The organism is Tessaracoccus zhenghani (assembly GCF_055326325.1).
In genome coordinates this window covers 1-16985 of record NZ_JBUZNQ010000015.1, presented here as the reverse complement: position 1 = coordinate 16985, position 16985 = coordinate 1, and the positions used below count along the sequence as shown (strand labels likewise).

General features: G+C 65.0%; 11 protein-coding genes, 1 tRNA gene and 2 pseudogenes. 7 read left to right on the top strand and 7 right to left on the bottom strand.

The features are described from left to right. Positions 1–17: 17 nt before the first annotated feature. Both ACZK4S_RS15215 and ACZK4S_RS15210 read left to right on the top strand, forming a co-directional pair. Positions 18–278 (top strand): annotated as a pseudogene (locus ACZK4S_RS15215) (hypothetical protein); the annotation flags it as partial. A gap of 188 nt (positions 279–466) precedes the next feature. After that, positions 467–592, top strand: a complete 126-nt coding sequence (locus ACZK4S_RS15210; RefSeq protein ID WP_463644829.1) for a hypothetical protein — start codon at positions 467–469, stop codon at positions 590–592. A 488-nt stretch (positions 593–1080) separates the two neighbouring features. Here ACZK4S_RS15210 and ACZK4S_RS15205 read toward each other — a convergent pair whose 3' ends face one another. The 3 genes from ACZK4S_RS15205 to ACZK4S_RS15195 form a co-directional block, all read right to left on the bottom strand. Further along, positions 1081–1473, bottom strand: coding sequence for a hypothetical protein (locus ACZK4S_RS15205; protein WP_463644828.1), 393 nt, complete (start codon positions 1471–1473; stop codon positions 1081–1083). 254 nt (positions 1474–1727) lie between these two features. Then, on the bottom strand, positions 1728–2579 hold the full coding sequence (locus ACZK4S_RS15200; protein ID WP_463644827.1) for a trypsin-like serine protease: 852 nt from the start codon (positions 2577–2579) through the stop codon (positions 1728–1730). Positions 2580–2592: 13 nt separating this feature from the next. Next, on the bottom strand, positions 2593–3480 hold the full coding sequence (locus ACZK4S_RS15195; RefSeq protein ID WP_463644826.1) for a DUF418 domain-containing protein: 888 nt from the start codon (positions 3478–3480) through the stop codon (positions 2593–2595). 82 nt (positions 3481–3562) lie between these two features. On the opposite strand from ACZK4S_RS15195, the gene ACZK4S_RS15190 reads away from it, so the two are divergent. The 4 genes and pseudogenes from ACZK4S_RS15190 (at position 3563) to ACZK4S_RS15175 (ending at position 7013) form a co-directional block, all read left to right on the top strand. Further along, on the top strand, positions 3563–4231 hold the full coding sequence (locus tag ACZK4S_RS15190; RefSeq protein ID WP_463644831.1) for a response regulator transcription factor: 669 nt from the start codon (positions 3563–3565) through the stop codon (positions 4229–4231). Then, positions 4228–5262, top strand: coding sequence for a sensor histidine kinase (locus tag ACZK4S_RS15185; RefSeq protein WP_463644825.1), 1035 nt, complete (start codon positions 4228–4230; stop codon positions 5260–5262). The genes ACZK4S_RS15190 and ACZK4S_RS15185 overlap by 4 nt, the downstream gene beginning before the upstream one ends. Before the next feature lie 117 nt (positions 5263–5379). Continuing rightward, positions 5380–5502: pseudogene (locus tag ACZK4S_RS15180) on the top strand (IS3 family transposase); the annotation flags it as partial. A gap of 179 nt (positions 5503–5681) precedes the next feature. Further along, entirely contained in the window at positions 5682–7013 is a 1332-nt protein-coding gene (locus ACZK4S_RS15175) for an ISL3 family transposase (protein ID WP_463644830.1), read from the top strand. Between the two features lie 161 nt (positions 7014–7174). Here the strand turns inward: ACZK4S_RS15175 and ACZK4S_RS15170 are convergent, their stop codons facing one another. The 4 genes from ACZK4S_RS15170 to ACZK4S_RS15155 all read right to left on the bottom strand — a co-directional run bounded on the left by ACZK4S_RS15170 (position 7175) and on the right by ACZK4S_RS15155 (position 15618). Then, entirely contained in the window at positions 7175–10198 is a 3024-nt protein-coding gene (locus tag ACZK4S_RS15170; protein ID WP_463644824.1) for a glycoside hydrolase family 20 protein, read from the bottom strand. 35 nt (positions 10199–10233) lie between these two features. Beyond that, the gene (locus ACZK4S_RS15165) at positions 10234–13533 is read right to left on the bottom strand and encodes a family 20 glycosylhydrolase (protein WP_463644823.1); all 3300 of its coding nucleotides are present in this window, start codon (positions 13531–13533) and stop codon (positions 10234–10236) included. 875 nt (positions 13534–14408) lie between these two features. Beyond that, the gene (locus ACZK4S_RS15160; RefSeq protein WP_463644822.1) at positions 14409–15005 is read right to left on the bottom strand and encodes a putative type IV secretion/conjugal transfer ATPase; all 597 of its coding nucleotides are present in this window, start codon (positions 15003–15005) and stop codon (positions 14409–14411) included. A gap of 536 nt (positions 15006–15541) precedes the next feature. After that, a tRNA-Ile gene (locus tag ACZK4S_RS15155) sits at positions 15542–15618 on the bottom strand. 390 nt (positions 15619–16008) lie between these two features. Here ACZK4S_RS15155 and ACZK4S_RS15150 point away from each other — a divergent pair. After that, positions 16009–16977, top strand: a complete 969-nt coding sequence (locus ACZK4S_RS15150) for an IS30 family transposase (RefSeq protein ID WP_386086559.1) — start codon at positions 16009–16011, stop codon at positions 16975–16977. The last annotated feature ends 8 nt before the right edge of the window (positions 16978–16985 follow it).

The window sequence follows — 16985 nt, the reverse complement described above, 5'->3', positions numbered from 1 at the left end:
CTCGACCCGCGACTGCCGTGGTAGTTCAATTCATCGACGATCATCGTGACCGGTTCGGGGTCGAGCCGATCTGCCGGGTGCTCACCGAGCATGCCGTGCCGATCGCCTCATCCGGTTACTACGCCTTCAAGAAGCGGCCGGCCTCTGCCCGCAGCATCTCGGACGCGGAACTGGTCGTGCAGATCGAGCGGGTGTTCTGGGACCGGAGGCTCGGTCGTGGGGTCAGTGGCGTCAGGAAAGTGTGGCGGCTGCTGCGCCGCGAGGGCATTGTCGTCGCGAGGTGCACGGTGGAGCGTCTCATGCGGCAGCAGGGGCTCCGCGGCATCCGTCGGGGCAAGCAGTTCATCACCACCAAGCGTGATGACGCTGCGAATCGCCCACCGGACCACGTGCAACGCTGCTTCCGCGCCGACCGCCCGAACGAGCTTGGGTCGTCGACTTCACCTATGTTCCGACATGGTCGGGGATGGCGTTCACCGCGTTCGTCACGGACGTGTTCTCCCGGCGGATCGTCGGGTGGCGCACGATGAACCAGATGCCCACCGACCTGCCCCTGGACGCGCTCGAGAGGGACTGCTGCATGAATAGGTGACATCCAACGTGTGGGGCCATCTAGCGAGTCACGCCGGACTTAGTCGCTGCGTCCTGTTCGCCCGCTGAGGCCTCGGACTCTTCCCTGCCCGACTGCCGAGGGGTTCGCTGTCGGTGGCTCCCCAAGCCGTAGGGTGAGATGCGCGATAAGGCTGGGCGAAGGGCAAAGGAGCGGCGCTCATGGTCACCATCTCATTCACTCTGGCCGGTCAGCAGTTCGAGCTGTCCGATGCCGACGTGCGAGACAGCGTTGCCCAGCATCGCCCAGGTCAGATCCAACAGTACTGGGTGGACCTTGACGGGACTCGATGGCCGGTCAAACAAGTCCTCGCGTTGGCCACGGGACTTTCTCACCGGGTTAAGTCCCTCATAGTGGTGTAGCCCCCACAGTGGCCGTGGTCGTCGAAGGACGACAGCGCGGTCACCGTGGGATCTTTCGAGTTCATCTCTCACAACTCTCTCAAAGGACACACCAACGATGACCGCTCCTCACATTGTCGACAGTGAGAATGGAGTCTGGCAACCCCGGGCTGGGGTCTGACTCGGAGGGAGGGCTGCTTCTGGCGCATCATCGACTCCGAGACCCGAACGCACCACCATCGCGCTCTTCGGCGTGATCCAGATGCCGCGCGGCTCGTGGGCGAGCGATCCACTGTCGGGATGGCCGAGCGGATTGTTCGGGACGGCCGCGCTCGACATCGCCACGGCCGACCCGCTGCGATCGGCGCGCCCCGCGGCCGTGGATCCGCCATCATCGGGGATGCGGCCTTGCAGCTTGATGTCGGCGTGGACGAGGCCTCCGGGCGCGGCGATCTCGTAGCGGGGCTTATCTTCGCGGATGGGCAGCCCGGTCGCCAGGTCGATGGCGACAAGCTTCGACATCCGGCCGCGGGCCAGCACCCGTCCGATACCTGCCGACCGCCGTGTCGCCGTGGCCTGAGAGCGCTGGAACCGTTCCGCTGCCCGACGCGACCCTGATCCGCGGCAGGAACAACGAGGCGACGCCCTTACGGCGCCATAGGCTGATGAACGTGGGACACGAAGACCTCCGTGGCAGGACGCGAGTGTGGTGACCCGCATCCTGCCCGGAGGCTCTTCTCCGAGTCAGCCGTTCATGACCTGCCGGTGATGTACAGCTAGGCGGCGCGGCGGCGCAGCAGCAGCCACACGCCGGCTGCGCCGAGAGCGGCGACGCCCGCACCGATGCCGACGGTGCCCCAGATCCCCTCAGAGCCTTCGGAGGGCGCCTCGGCCGCAGCGCCGCCTGGTTCGGATGCCTCTCCGGTCTCCATCGCATCATTTGCGCCGATGATCCCGCGGATCCAGTTCACTTGATCGGCCACTGGCGCCACTGCGACGGCAGCGTTGGAGGTCATCTCCTCCTCGGTCGGGTTGTCGGGGTCCTCGAAGAGGCCGGCGGACATGATGGCGGCGACCTTGCCGTCGGCAAAGATCGCGCCTCCGGAATCGCCGGGCTGAATGCGTGCGCCGTCCTTCAGTGCGACCTCGAGGGCCGTGGGTGCCTCGTAGAGTGCCAGCGGCGACTCACCGCGGATCTCGGCCTGGGCAGAGGGCAGTTTCGTGGAGCCACCCGAACCGTCGGAGGACCAGCCGTAAATATTGACATCCCCGGTGGGCACCTCATCTGCCACTTCGGCGAATTTCTCCAGGTCCATCTCCTGCTCGGTGTGCAGCAGGGCGATATCTCCACGAGGGGCGGTCTCGTGGCGATCGACCTTGTACACCCGCTGCTGATCCCCCTGGCCGATGCGCACGGAGCCCCCCTGCTTGGCCGCAGCGTCGACGCAGTGCCGGGCGGTGATTACCCAGTGGGGATCAATCGCGGTTCCGGTGCACACTCCGTCATCCGGGTCGGAGTCATCGACACGCACGGAGACGACCGGCTTGGCTTCCTCGGTCTCCTCCGCGAAGGTTGTGCTCTGCAGTGCAGCAGCAGGCGCAGCGCTGAGCGCTCCTGCTGCGATCACTCCGGTAACGACGCTAACTGCGAATTTTTTCATTCTTTTCCTTTCCTACGGCCGCGGTGATGCGGCGAAGCAGAGTTTCGATCGGGCCACGCGCAAAGATCGCGAGCCAGGCATAAGAGATGACGATGGCCCCAGCCAGGCTGACCCAGATGCCGAACCATTTCGGCGCCAGCCAATCGGCCGTGAGCGCGTGGATGCAGTACACGGTAAGTGGCATGCGACCTAGTGGCGCAAGCCTGCCGATCCAGCGCTGCAACAAGCAGCACACCGAGCAGATAGCCACCGACGTCCCGATGCTGCCCGCGACATCGCCAAGGCCTCCGGTATGGCCGTTGGCGTCAAAAAACTCAGGCAGCAGGACGTACCAACGCAGCGCAAGATTCGCGACGAACAGCCCCGCCCCGACCACGAAGCCGAGAACAAGGCACCTTGGGGCGATCATGTGCCTTTGGAACAGTATCCCGGCGACCATAAGCGTCGCCCACATCACTGGCGAGTAGGGCCAGAACGCGGCAATCAGCACCACTGAGCCGGAGGCCAGCACCGCCGAGCCGAAGGCCAAAACACAGGCCAACCACAGAAGCACGGGCGAGCTCCAGCGCGGCGCCCAGGCGAGCAACGCCATGCACAGTCCGATGGTGCCGAGTACCACAAACACTTGCCCGGTGAACGGGGCGAGCGCGAAGTGCATGCCAATCAGGCACAGCCCGCGCACGATGAACTGGGCGGGGCGCGCCCGCATGTAGCCCATCGACACCCCGGAGATGAATGCGAAGAGCGCGGCTGGGAAGCCGTAGAACACTTGCACGGCCAGACCGTCGAGGTAGGTCAGGTGGGCGATCATCATGCCGACGAGCGCCACGGCCCGCGCAACGTCGATACCAACGTTTCGGTTCTGCATGGCCAGGACGCTACGCACCCCGATGTTGCGAGAGCGTTAACGTCGGCGCGACAGGCAGGCAGTTACGATAGAGGTCATGACGATCCGGGTTCTCGTCGTCGACGACGAAAGCTACCTCGCCGATGCCATTTGCACTGCGCTAAACGACGCGAACATGGAAGCTGACGCGGCCTATGACGGTGCGGCTGCGCGCTCGCTCATCGACGAGATCCGCCCCGACGTCCTCGTGCTGGACCGGGACCTACCGGGTATCCACGGCGACGATATCTGCCGTTGGGTCGTCGATACCCACCCGGCGACGAGGGTGATCATGCTGACCGCTTCAGGGACGCTCGACGACCGGCTGATGGGCTTCGACCTCGGCGCGGACGACTACCTTCCCAAGCCCTTCGAGCTCCCGGAGCTGATCGCGCGGGTTGCCGCTCTAGCCAAGCGCAACCTGCCGGTGCGCGGCGAAGTCTACCGCTGCGGCGACGTACGACTGGACACCCTCCGCCGGGAGGTCACCCGGGGCGGTGCACACGTTTCACTCAGCCCGAAGGAGTTCGCGGTGCTGGAGGTGCTTATGGGGGCAGCTGGCGCGGTGATCTCCGCGGAGGACCTGCTGGCGGAGGCCTGGGATGAGAACGCCGACCCCTTCACGAACTCCCCGCGCGTGACGGTCTCACACCTGCGCAAGAAACTGGGCGGACCGCGCATCGTGCACACCGTGGCAGGATCTGGCTACTACGTGGCGGAGGTGCCGCGATGAAGCTGAGTCTGCGCGCGCGCATCACCGTGATGTTCGTGGCTACCGTCCTGGGTGTGGGCCTGGCGCTGATCGGGCTGGTATACGCCTATTTGAAGCTCACCCCGGTGCCGTTTCTGGCCCAGATCCCCACCCCGGATGACGGCCTGGTGATTGACGGGGCAGTGCCCATCACCGATGAGATCCTGCGCCGCGTGCTGCTGGCTTCCGTGGTTGCTCTGGCGCTGCTGACCGCAGTCGCTGGGCTGATCGGTTGGTTCGTGGCCGGTCTGGTGATCAAACCGCTGCGGGAGATCGCACACGACGCTGCGACCGTGACCCGGGGTGACCTGGGCGCCCGGATCAACCACGAGGGACCCGCGGATGAGGTGGGCGAATTGGCGGCCGCGCTCAACGCGATGCTCGACGAGCTGGCGGGTGCCCTCGAGCGGCAACGCCGTTTCGCGTCGAATGCCTCTCACGAGCTGAAGACACCTGTCGCGACGATTCAGACGATGGCAGATGTGGCGCTGGCCAGCGGCGACGAAGCGTCGCTGCGGGAGACCTTGGAACGGGTTCGGGAGGTCAACGCGCGGGCCGCGCAGACCATAGCCGCGTTGTTGCAGTTGGCGAACGTGGACCTCGGCGACAGGCAAGAGATGGATCTGGCTGCGCTGTGCCGTGACATCACGCACGGGCAGGGCGTGCCGGTGGCGGCGGAGCTGATCACGGTCGCCGCCTCCCCTACCCTGGTGCGCCAGGCGGTGGAGAATTTGGTGCGCAACGGGATCACACACGGTGAGGACGCGTCATTAACCCTGGCGAAGGTGGGCCAGAATGCCGAAATCATCGTGGAATCCGGTGGCCCTGCCTTGGACACGGCCGAGATCCGCACGTGGATCGAGCCTTTCGCCCGAGCGCAGCGGACCGCAGGTGCGGGCCACGGTCTGGGGCTGGCGCTCGTCGACGCCATTGCGAAAGCCCACGGCGGTTCGCTGGATCTCACGCCGCGTGCAGGAGGTGGGCTCGCGGCGACGCTGCGCCTGCCTGCCTAGGCGAGCTCCGGCGCGTCGCGCTGGGCGGACGGGCACAACCTGGGCAGCGGCCGCGACCAACCTCGCTTGACTCGCTTCGGCATTTCCGGAGACGATCCGGGCGCGGATCCATCGGGGCAGGTCGACCCGCGAGACCGGCCCCGAGTGCCGACCGACGCGCGGCGGGAGATCAAGCGCCTGAAGCGGGAGAACGCGGAACTACGACGTGCGAACGAGATCTTGAAGGCGGCTTCGGCTTTCTTCGCGACCGAACTCAACGGAACGCACAGGCAATAGTCGCCGTCGTCGCGTGGGTGCTCTGGTTTGACGGCTCTTCAAAGATAAGGGTGGGACGGCGTCTGTCGGGTGAGTAGACGTGGGGAGCCTTGCCGCTGGGAGGATGTGAGTGTCTAGTCCACTCCTCGCAACGAACAAGGCTCATGGTTCACGCTACCTCACCGACTCCTGCCACGCCCGCGATCACCGCTCCTGATCTGAATACCTTCGCCCGCATCGACGTCCTGGGTCTCGAGGTGCAGGCGCAGCAAGTGTGGCCAGACAAGACCACCTTGTTCTGCAAACCGGTCCTGCCGGACGACACCTGCCCGGGGTGCGGCGGGACGGGTGGTTGGCATGACAGCTTCATCCGCTGGTTCACGCATCTGCCGGTCGGACGGGCGGCGACGAAGCTGCAGGTGAGGGCCCCCAGGTATCGCTGCCGCAACTGTGGCAGGGTGTGGCGGCATCGGCTCCGGACCGTCGCTGCGCCGAGGTCGAAACTGACCCACTCAGCGGTGTGGTGGGCGCTGCAGGAAGTGGTGCTTGACCACTGTTCGATCAGTGCCGTGGCGGCGGTGCTGCAATCGGCGTGGGGCACCATCCACGATGCCGTGACAGAGCTCGGGCAGCAGGTCCTGATCGGCCATCCTGAACGGCTCGAGGGGGTGCAGGTGATCGGGGTCGACGAGCACTGTTGGCGTCACACCCGCCACGGTGACAAGTACGTCACCGTTGTCATTGACCTCACTCCCGTTAGGGACGATACCGGCACGGCACGGTTGCTGGACATGGTCCCGGGGCGTTCCAAGGAGGTGTTCAAGACCTGGCTCGAGGCGCAGACGGCTGAGTTCCGGGCTGGGGTGGAGATCGTCGCGATGGACGGGTTCACCGGCTACAAGTCCGCCACCACAGAGGCCGTCCCTGACGCGACCACTGTGATGGATCCATTCCACGTTGTCGCTCTGGTAGGTGACAAGCTGAACCAGACCCGGCAACGGGTTCAGCGTGAACTCACCGGTGGCCGTGGCCGCAAGGACGATCCTCTCTACAAAGCCCGCCGGCTCCTCCAGACCGGCATCGATCTACTCACCCAGCGGCAGAACATCCGCCTCGATGCTCTGTTCGCCGTTGAGGACCATGCCGAGGTCGAGGTCACGTGGAGTGTCTACCAGAACATCATTTCCGCTTACCGCGACAAGGACCGGGCGGCAGGTCGAGCAGCGCTTTCGAAGCTGATCGACTCGATCAAGACCGCCGCTCCCACAGGGCTGGCCGAGCTTGCCCAACTCGGCCGGACCCTGCACAAGCGCCGTGACGACATCCTGGCGTTCTTCGACCATCCCGGCACCTCGAATGGGCCGACCGAGGCCATCAACGGCCGCCTCGAACACCTCCGCGGGATCGCGCTGGGGTTCCGGAACCTGGCCAACTACCGACTCAGGTCGCTACTCGAAGCAGGCGGGTTCAGACCCCTGATCCACTCCTATCTGTGAAGAGCCTGTTTGGTTGCCGAGGTCGCGTGTTTCGGAGCACGACGCTACTACCTCGGTTACCCGAAGTACGACGCGGTGACGCAGAGTTCCATCCTCGCGTGTTCCTAATCACGCGGACTCGCTACGGTGGGACCTCCGCCTCACCTTCATTCTGGTGGCTGTCAGCTAAATCGCACGATGTTGTTGAGGACCCATTGGGTCTCCGTGACGTATGCGTTGGAGCCGTTGATGTGCCGGGTGGCAATCACCTTCGCCTGGGCGTAGCTGCGGCAGCCGTTGCGACCGGTAGCGGCCGTGTCGCATTCGGTGCGCCACGCGCGGCCGTCCGCTGCAGTCCACGTGGTGTTTGCGGCTAGCGGGTTGCCTGCCCAGATCGCCCTGGGAGAGGCGAGGTAGGTCAGGCTGTTGAACACCCACCCATTACGCTGAACGTAGGTGTTGTTGACCCGCACAACCTGGGTTGCCCAAATTTCTGTCCGGCAGCGCCAGGTGACCGAGTACGACTCGCACGTAGTCATCCACTCGCGGCCATTGACGCTGTGGCGCCCGGGCGAGTAGACATCACCCGGCTTCGAAGGTGGACCGACGGGGACCGAAGGCGTCCGCGTTCCAGTGGGCTTCACCGAAGGCTTAGGCGACGTCGTCGGCGTCGGGGTCGGGGTCGCCGACGCGGTGGCTGTTGGAGTCACCGTCGGGGTGGGCGAGATCGACGCTGTGGGTGTGGTTGTGATTGTGGGTGTCGGGGTGGGAGACACCGATGGCGTTGGGGTGCGTGTCGGTGTGGGCGTCGGGCTAACCGACGGCGTGGGGGTAGGCGTTGGCGTCACGGTGGCGTCGCCGGGGATCGTCCACTCGTACAAGCTCAGGTACTGCCCCATGGTCTTGGCAGTCACCGTTAGTCGGACGTAGCGAGCCGAGGTTGGCTCAATCGTGAGTCGGTCTGTGCGAGCGCCGGACGCCAGCCCCGAGCGTGTGGCGATCGTTCGCCAGGTGGTTGGGTCGTTGGAGGCCTCAATGGTGTAGGCGCCAGCTGAGGCGGCCTCCCACGCGAGGTCCATCTGCGAGAACGGCTTGACCGCCCCGAAGTCCAACTGGATCCATGGCTGAGCCACGTTGTTGGCAGACCAACGGCTAGAGAGGTCGCCGTCGATCGCCAGCGACGGCGGGAATGCCGGGGTTTCTTGCCCGGAGGCTGTCACGGTCGCACTCTGGCTGATCGGTGCGGGGCCGAACACGCTCACGCCCCATGCGCCGACGCGACTATCCGCTGATGCGCTGACCCGGACGTAGCGCCCAGTCTGTGCGCCAAACGAAATTGTTGCTTCCGTTCCCGGGCGGTCGTCGGCCACCTTGACCCATGCCTGAGCGTCGGTAGACAGCTCCACGTCGACCTGGGTGGGGAGCGGCTGTGCCCAGTCCACCTTGACCTGCGCTACGGCGCGAGCCGACCCGAGGTCAATGACGAACGACGAGTCGTTGGAGCTGTGTTGCCAACGCGTGTACGGCATCCGGTCCAGCAGGGCGCTCGCCGGATGATCCGGGTCACTGCCGAGTGCGGTGACGGTTGCGTCGGTCGTCAGGTCGTTGGCGACGGGAGTGCGCGGCTGGCTATCGATGAGGGACAGGCCGGGACCTGCGCCGACGGCGTCGCGCACCTGGGTGAACGCGGCGTATGAGAGTGTCGGGGCCTCCGCGTTCCACGTCTTCTGCGCGATGACGGGGAAAGAGTCGCGCACCAGGCGATGCACGTCCATCTCGGTGTAGTCGTTGTTGGCCAGGTCGTTCCACACGGCGAACATCGCGCCAGCTGGAGCGCCAGGCTGAACGGGGGCGGAGTTGACGAGCCGGTTCGGCAGCCAGGTGTTGTACAGGTTCTGGTTCGGTAGCCCGTTGATGCCGTGGTAGTAGTTCGCCGTCGGGACGACGTAGAGCGTCGCATCGTTGGTGTTGATGAACTTGTACGCATCGGCGACCGCAGCTGGCATCTCGTACCAGTCGTTGCTCCACGCGTTGACAGTGACGTCGCGGTCGTAGCCCTCCGCTGTTCCGTGCATCCACTTCATGCTTGCCCAGGCGCGCGGGTGCTTGCCATGGCTGCGGATGTGAGCAGCCATCTCGTTGAAGAAGTCGCGGTACTCGTTGGCGTAGGTCTTGGGGTACTCGTCGGCGCCGAAATGCACATCCGGCCCCTCGAACCAGGGAATGAACTCGTCGAACACCGACTTGATGACGCTGGTGGTGTGGGCCGTCTTGGCCGGAGTCAGGTCGAGGTGATCCGATTGGATACTCGGCTGGCCGTCCACCATTCCGCTGTCGAGGCCGAGCTCGGGGCGCCACTTGATGAAAGCGAGCGAGTGCGCAGGCACATCGATTTCCGGGATGAGGGTGATTGCATGTGAGGCGGCGGCATCCTCAAACGATTGCCAGTCCGCGCGGTCGTAGGAGCCGTCGGTAGAGGCGAGGCCAGCGAACTCGGGGTTGTCGGACTTCAGGCGGAATCCCGCGTAGGCGTCCTTCCAGCCCGTCGCTGGCTTCCAGATCTCGTTGTCGTTGAGGTGGATCTGGAACTCGTTGAGCTTGTACCAGCTCATCATCGAGATGTAGTCGCGGATGAATTCGGCGGTGAAGAAGCGTCGACCGACATCAAGGCTGAACCCGCGGGACTCGTAGTCTGGCCAGTCGGTGGTCACACCGGCCGGGAAGCTCGCGCGCCCCGGTGACTGAAGGATGCCCTGGAGCGCGGTGCGGGTGCCGTAGAAGGCGCCGCGGCTCGTCGGAGCGGTAATCTCGAGCCGCGAGGTCGTCGCGCGCAGCATGTAGCCCTCTTCAGCGAAACGCTCTCCGCCGGGTCCGTGAGCCAGCGCACCGTCGAGGCGCAGCACGAGGTCACCAGCCGCTGGTGTGCCCTGAACAACCGCCACGTCGACGCCCGTCACGGCCCCGAGGTCGTCGGCGAACTTTTCGCCGACGCTCACCAGGGCAGCGTCGACGACGATGCGTGCGCTCGGCGTGAGGACGAACGAGCCTTCGTCGCCGACCCATTCCTGCAGCGAGGGGATGACCTTCGGTGCTTCGTTGGGGGCAGCCTGCGCAGACGGAGCGAATGGAGCGACGGTGAGCGCGAGGACCGACGCGACGGCGACGGTCAGCGCCGCGGACAACGACCGGGGTTTGCGATGTGTCATGAGTTGTCCTGTTGTCGTAGGTGTGCGGTGGGCTGTCAGTTGGTGCGGAAGCGCGTCATGTTGTTGAACAGCCAGACGTCGGCGAAGTAGTGGCTCCATGTGCCGTTCGCGTTCTGCTTGGAGTGCGGGGTGTTTGGTGCCCAGATGTAGCTGCGGCAACCACCTCGTCCGGTGAGAGCGGTGTTGCACTCGGTCTTCCACTGGCGGCCGCCGGAGACGAACTCGCCAGGGCTGGCCAGGATGTTGGCGCCCCATTGCTGCTGCGTCATCAGCGGCAGGTAGGTCAGATTGTTGAAGAACCAGCCGGTCTTGCTCACGAAGGCTCCACTTACATAGCTGACCTGCGTGGCCCATATCTCCGTGCGGCAGCGCCTCGTCTGCGAGTAAGCTTCGCACGTGGTGCTCCACTGACGGCCGCCGGAACTGTGGAGACCCGGGGTGATGTAGATGTCGACGGGACCGGGCGTCGGCTTCGGTGCAGGGCTGGCCGACCGCGTCGGCGTGGGCGTCGGCTTAGGCGTCGTCGTGACCGTCGGGGTCGGTGTCACGGTCGGAATGGGCCACACCGTTTTGGTCGGCGTGGGAGTTGCCGTCGGCGTTGGTGTGGGGGTCGGCGTGGGAGTTGCCGTGGGCGTCGGGGTAGCGCTCGGCGTCGGTGTCGCCGATACCGAAGACGTGGGGGTCGGGCTCGGCGCCGGTGAGGCGACATCGACGGAGAGTTCCCCGAGGGTCGTCCACGGGTGAGCCGCATTCTGAGCCGACCTGGCGACGAGCAGCAGGTACTTGGCGCGCACGGGGGCTGCAAGCGTGATCGTCTGCACTGCCTGCGACGCGGGCAGCGTGCCCGTAGCAACCGGAGCACCCCAGCCCGTCGGCACGGTCGCGCCGAAGCGTTGAGCGGCGACGGCGTCGTCGTTAGTCGTGTAGATCGAGTAGTCCTTGATCTGACCGTTCTGCGCCCCCGACGAGGAGCCTTGCCGCGGGGTGAGATTGACAGCGCACAGCGTCTTGGCGTCGTTGAAGCTCACCACAAGGTTGTGCGGATGGGTCTCGGCGGTCGGATCCCACTTCGTGTGCCAGTAGGTGCTGGGCGAGCCGTCGATGACGTTGGTCGCCGGCGCCATTTCGTTAGCGCTGGTCTGTTCGCTGGAAACCCAGGTGACGGCGTTGGGCGACGTCGGCGTTGCGGAGCACGCCATCGCCGAAGTGAGGTTCAGGCTGGTGGTGCGCGTCGTCCCGGCTTCCGACCAGGACGCCGTCGCTACCGCCATGAAAGGACCGGTCCACTGGGCCGGTGGCGTGAGAGTGAACTCCATGTCTGTCGACGACTGTGCTGGCAGGGAGGCCATGCTGATGTCCAACGGCGCGACCGTCCAGCCCTCCGGTGCAGTGACCGATACCTTCACGTCGGAGACTGCGGCGCCCGTCAGATTGCCTGCGGTCAGCGACAGGCGCACGGGCTGACCAGCGGTGATGCGCGCTGGCAAGGAGCCGTCGAGCGTGACGCCGTCGCCGATCAGGCGGAAGACGGTGGGCTGCGTTTTGTTGGGGTCCTGCTGGCGTACGGCGGTGCCCGCGGCGACCAGCGGCAGCTGGGTGATGGCGTTGGTGAACGTGAAGCCGCCCGGAACTTGCTTAACCCACCACTTCTGCAGGTTGCGAGATGCGCAGGCCCCCGTGACGGGCGCCTGGCCAAAGTTCATCGGCGTGCCCAACTGCAAACCAGTGCCGCCAACCATGTCGAGGCACTGCTGGGTATCAACCGCGCGGACGGTGTAGTAGCCGTCAGCGGTTGGGGTCAGGGTCCAGCGGGTGGCTGCTCCGAGGGTGACGGGGTTGCCCGGAACCAGCGAACCGCTGGTGGTCTGGATCTCGTACGTGCCGCCGGGGACGGGTCGCCAATTCACTAGGTCCGTCACAGGACCGCGGCCAATGGCTTCTCCCAGGGCTCGGAACGAGGCGTAATCGGCGACGGGTCGGGCGCTGCCCCAGGTGGCTTGAGCGGTGAAGCGCCACGTCTCCTGCACCGCAGTCATCTGCTCACGCTCCGTCATTGCGGGGCCGTTGTCTGGCCACAGCGTCAACTTTCCGCCCAAGACCTTGCCTGGCGTGGTCGAGTCGTCCGCGACACCTTCGTTGACGAAGTGCATCGGGGTCCAATTGTCCGCCCACAGCTGGGAGGGCTGGCGCCAGAGGCCATTGGGGCGTGCGTGGTAAAGGTTCTTGTTGGCGTTGACTAGATCGTGGCCGTCAGCGAGCAGGTTCTGGGCGGACCTTCCGACCATGCCTGCCCCGGCGTCGTGCTGCCAGTGCTCAACGATGATCGATGGGTCGAGCTTGGCGATGTTGTATTCGACGGGGATGCCGTCGTTCCAGATCCGCAGCGTCCGACCGTCGGCGCGGACGTAGGCGTTCATCTGGTTGATGAAGTCGATGAAGAGGTCCTGCTCACGGGCGTCAGCACCGAACTTCGCCTTCGCGGCTGCGAGCAACTGCGGGAATCGGCTGACGCCTCCTGGCACGCCGAACATGTACTCGTCGGCACCCATGTGCCAGTAACCGCCGGTGTCGAAGGCTTTCATGTACTCGTCGTAGATGTCCTGCAATGTGCTGAGCGCGACGGGGCTGCTGATGTCGAGACGTGTCGGCTCCTTGAGGCCGTCGTCGCGGGTCAGTTGCAACTCTGGGTACTCGGCGATCCACGGGCCAATGTGTCCGGGCGAGTTGACCTCGGTGATGATGCGGATGTGGTGTTCGCGGGCGAACTCGGTGATGTGTCGTGCCTGGGCGGGGGTGTAGTACGACCACACGTTTGCCAGCGGCAGCGTCTGGGATTCAAGCTTGATCTCTAGCCAGAGCTCGTTCATCTTGTAGTAGGCCATCTGCTTGATGACTGACTCGAGCGTCTCCATCGACACATTGATGATGCAGGCGCACACTCCCATGCCGCGGATCTCGTACTCGGGAGCGTCAGTGGCGACGCCTGCGGGGATGGCGCTGGTGATGCCGGCCTGGACTGCCCATTGCAGAACGCTTTGGACGCCGTAGAAGAGGCCGGCTTCGGTGGCTGCCTCAATGAGGATCGAGTTCCCTACTGTGATGCGTGAACCTTCGTCGCCCAGAACGGCCAACGTCGGATCCAGCTTCAGGGCAACGTCGCCCGCCACGGCACTCTGCGACACCCGCTGCACGGTCGTGCCCAGTGCCCCAGCGAGGCCGGCTACGAGGTGTCCGGCTGGCGACTCTTCCGCCGACCCTGCCACGACGCGGGTGGAGGCTGCAAAGAAGAAAGCCCCAGAGGCGGACTCCCAGTTGGCGATGGCTGGGATCGTCACCGGCGCCCCGTTAGCCGCTCGCCTGATCGTTGGTCCGTCATCAGCGGCGGCGGTCAAGCCCGCAACGGACGGGATTAGGACACCGACGGCCATCGCGATCGCAAGGACGATGGCCAGGGGAGTGGTTCTATGCACAGGGGCTCCGGAGACAATCGGGGTGAGGCCGCCCTACGCTGGAGGGGCCTGTTAACGTCATCATGCAAAACCCTTCCCCGCCGACGCAATACTTGGCTGCCGCTTGATCACTATGGGTGCGCGGACATCACCCTCCGGGGCTGAGTCGGGGAGGTGCGTCCCGGTTCTACCCATTCTTGGCGGACATGGACGAGCTGCGCGGCTGGCTGGCGCGACTCCTGACCCCGCCGTCCCGTACAGCTACACCGACCCACTAAACAGCCCACCGGGTGACCCCTGTGGTGCTTGTCATCTGGGGCGGGTGACGGCGAGGGCTGCCGCAGTGCAGATCCGATTCCGTTAGACGGGAACCCGACTCTATGAACCACGACGATGTCGAGCGCCAGATCCTAGAACTGCTTACCGACGATGTATACGGGCTGTGGGAGATCGGTTGGCACCTCAAGGCGACGCTTGGTGTGGATCCCCTTAGGGAGTCTGTCGAACTCGGATTGGTGGTTGAGTCGATGAGGCAACGGCACCTCGTTGATCTCCATATAAGACAGGGCGGAGGGGACCCTCTAAAGATTTCCACTACCAGACCCGACATCGGCTTGCATCTGCCAAACTCCGGATCCTCTCTCCTGGCCTCGGCAACAAGCCGCATCGCACGCTCACGAAGCTCCGGCGGGTACTTCCTCGGTGCTGGCATGGTCATCATCCTCTCGGGATTTCAGACCCTCCACCAGACCCGGGGCGATTCACTGGGGGATGACGATGGGTGCCAGTTCTCGGGCGTCGGTGGTGGCGTGGCTGAGGTGCTGGAGGACGGTTGTGAGGATCTGTTCCTCGGTGGGGCCGACGGGGACCTTAGTTTGGCCGAGGCTCTGTGACCCGATCAGGGAGCGGAGCAGCACGACCCAGCGGCCGAAGATCACGGCGGTGCGGCGGCGCTGCTCGTCGACGTTCAGGGTGTGCCAGCCGGTGGCGAGAGGTCCGGGGTCTAGGGGGTTGAGGCGGGCGGGCATGCCGGGGCCGATGGCCCAGGGTTCGACACCGAAGTGGCGGCACATGGGTTCGTATTCGTCCTTGGGGTCGCCCAGGATCAGTGCCTGGTAGCCGAAGGCGAACATGCGGTTGAGGAAGGCTTTGACCCAGGCTGATTTCCCGCGGCCTGGTTTCCCGAAGATGAAGATGTTGGGGTTGGTGACCGGGACCGCGTCGTCGAGGACCCAGCCGTGCGGGTCGACGTAGAAGGTGGTGCCGTTGGCGATGTCGGTGCCCATCGCGGCCCCGGTCGGTGGCAGCGGGCTCGCGGTCAGGAACGGCCACCAGATCCCGACCTGGTCGGAGGTCATCCGGTAGCTCTTCACCGGCGGCCGCGACGCAACCCACCCCGCCCCAGCATCAGCTCGCCCTCTCCAGGACGGGGCCGAGGTGAACTCCCGGGCTGCTCGCTCAGGATGGGTGGGGGCGCGAACCGGTCTTGATCCATGGCAGTCCTCCTTCAAGGACTCATTCTGGTCACCAAGTCAGGCGAAGATCGTCGGCACCCACGTTACGAAGAGACCACGCTGTCGATCCAGCGGGCCGTGTCCCTATCAGCGATCAACCCACGCCACCAGGACCCGGTGACAACACCCCCCGGATCATCAATGACAGGGGCAGTAAGTCATGCCGGGCCTGGCGACCAGAACCCCGACCATCGGGGCTACCTAGAAGGTATCGGGGGAGATGGTCTCGTACTCGGTGGCGGCGGCTGGGCTTGCGAGCCCGAGGCGCCTACGCGGCTGTCATGGGCTCGCGCGCGGACCATTTCCCGCGACGCATCCGGTACCAATCCGGTACAACTTCAAGTGAAAATAACGAAACCCCTAGTCGCCTAGGGGTTCATTGGTGGGCCTAGCTGGACTTGAACCAGCGACCTCATCCTTATCAGGGATGCGCTCTAACCGCCTGAGCTATAGGCCCGCTTACCGACGATCAACTGTAGCGGATGTCTTCCGCTCCCTGCAAACTCAGGCCAGCCGTGAGCAATTGGATGGGGTCACCGTGCGACACGCCCGCGAGTTCAGGGGGTGAGTGCAACAGATCTGAAGGGGATGTGTTGTGTCGGTCGCGGAGAAGCGTGGGGTTGCCCTTGCCGGGTTGGCTGAGGGGCTCAGTGCGCGAGAAGTCGCACGGGGGTTGGGTATCTCGCCTGGGATGGTGTGGAGGTGGGCCAAACTCGAGGGTGTGAAGTTGCAGCATGGGCGGCTCGGGGGTGTGCCCGAGCTGCGGCCGCGGGCGGCGCGGGAGCCGCGTCGGGTGCCCGAGGGGGACTGGGTCGATTGCAATGGCAGGCTGACTCAGGCGGGTCGGATGGTGATCGCGATCCGGCTGAGCGAGGGACGTGGTGACACGTGGATCGCTGCCGAGTTGGGGGTGGCCCGTTCGACGGTGTGGCGGGAGCGTCAACGCGGATCCGTTGAGGGTAAGTACCGGTGGCGTCCCGCGCAGACACGTGCCGACCAGGCCCGGAAACGGCCGAAGCCTGGGAAACTGGCCCCTGGTAGCGCGGTGCGTGCTGAGGTGGTCGAGCGGTTGAAGCGGCGTGATTCTCCCGAGCAGATCTCGGGCCGGTTGAAACTCGAATTCCCTGACCGGGAGGACATGTGGGTGAGTCACGAGACGATCTACCAGGCGCTCTACATCCAGACCGCCGGGTCACTGCGTCACGAATTGACGGTTGACAAGGCGTTACGTCAGGGCCGCAGCAAACGTCGACCGAGATCGAAGCTGCCTGCTAAACCCCGGGGCTGGATCGGGGAGGACGCGGTCCTGGCGAAACGTCCCGAGGAGGCTGACGACAAGCGGGTGCCAGGCCACTGGGAAGGTGACCTGATCATCGGGTCGGATCTACGCTCCGCGCTGGTCACCCTCGATGAGCGTCACACGAAGTACACGATGATGCGGCGGGTCTGTGTCCATGACACCTTCACCGTCACCGACATCCTCACGATCATGGCCCGAGAGTTACCCGCTTCGCTGTGGCGCTCGTTGACCTGGGACCAGGGCGTAGAGATGGCCGCCCATCACCGATTCACCGACGAGACCTCCTGCAAGGTGTACTTCTGTGATCCCCACTCCCCGTGGCAGCGTCCCACCAACGAAAACAGCAACGGACTCAAGCGTCAGTACTTCCCCAAGGGCACCGACTTCACCCGTGTCACCGACGCAGAAGTCGCCGCGGCCGAGTACGAACTCAACACCCGCCCCCGGAAGGGCTTGGATTACGAGACCCCTGCTGAGAAACTGGCCAAACTAGTTGGTGTTGCACCCACCGATTGAATCCGCCC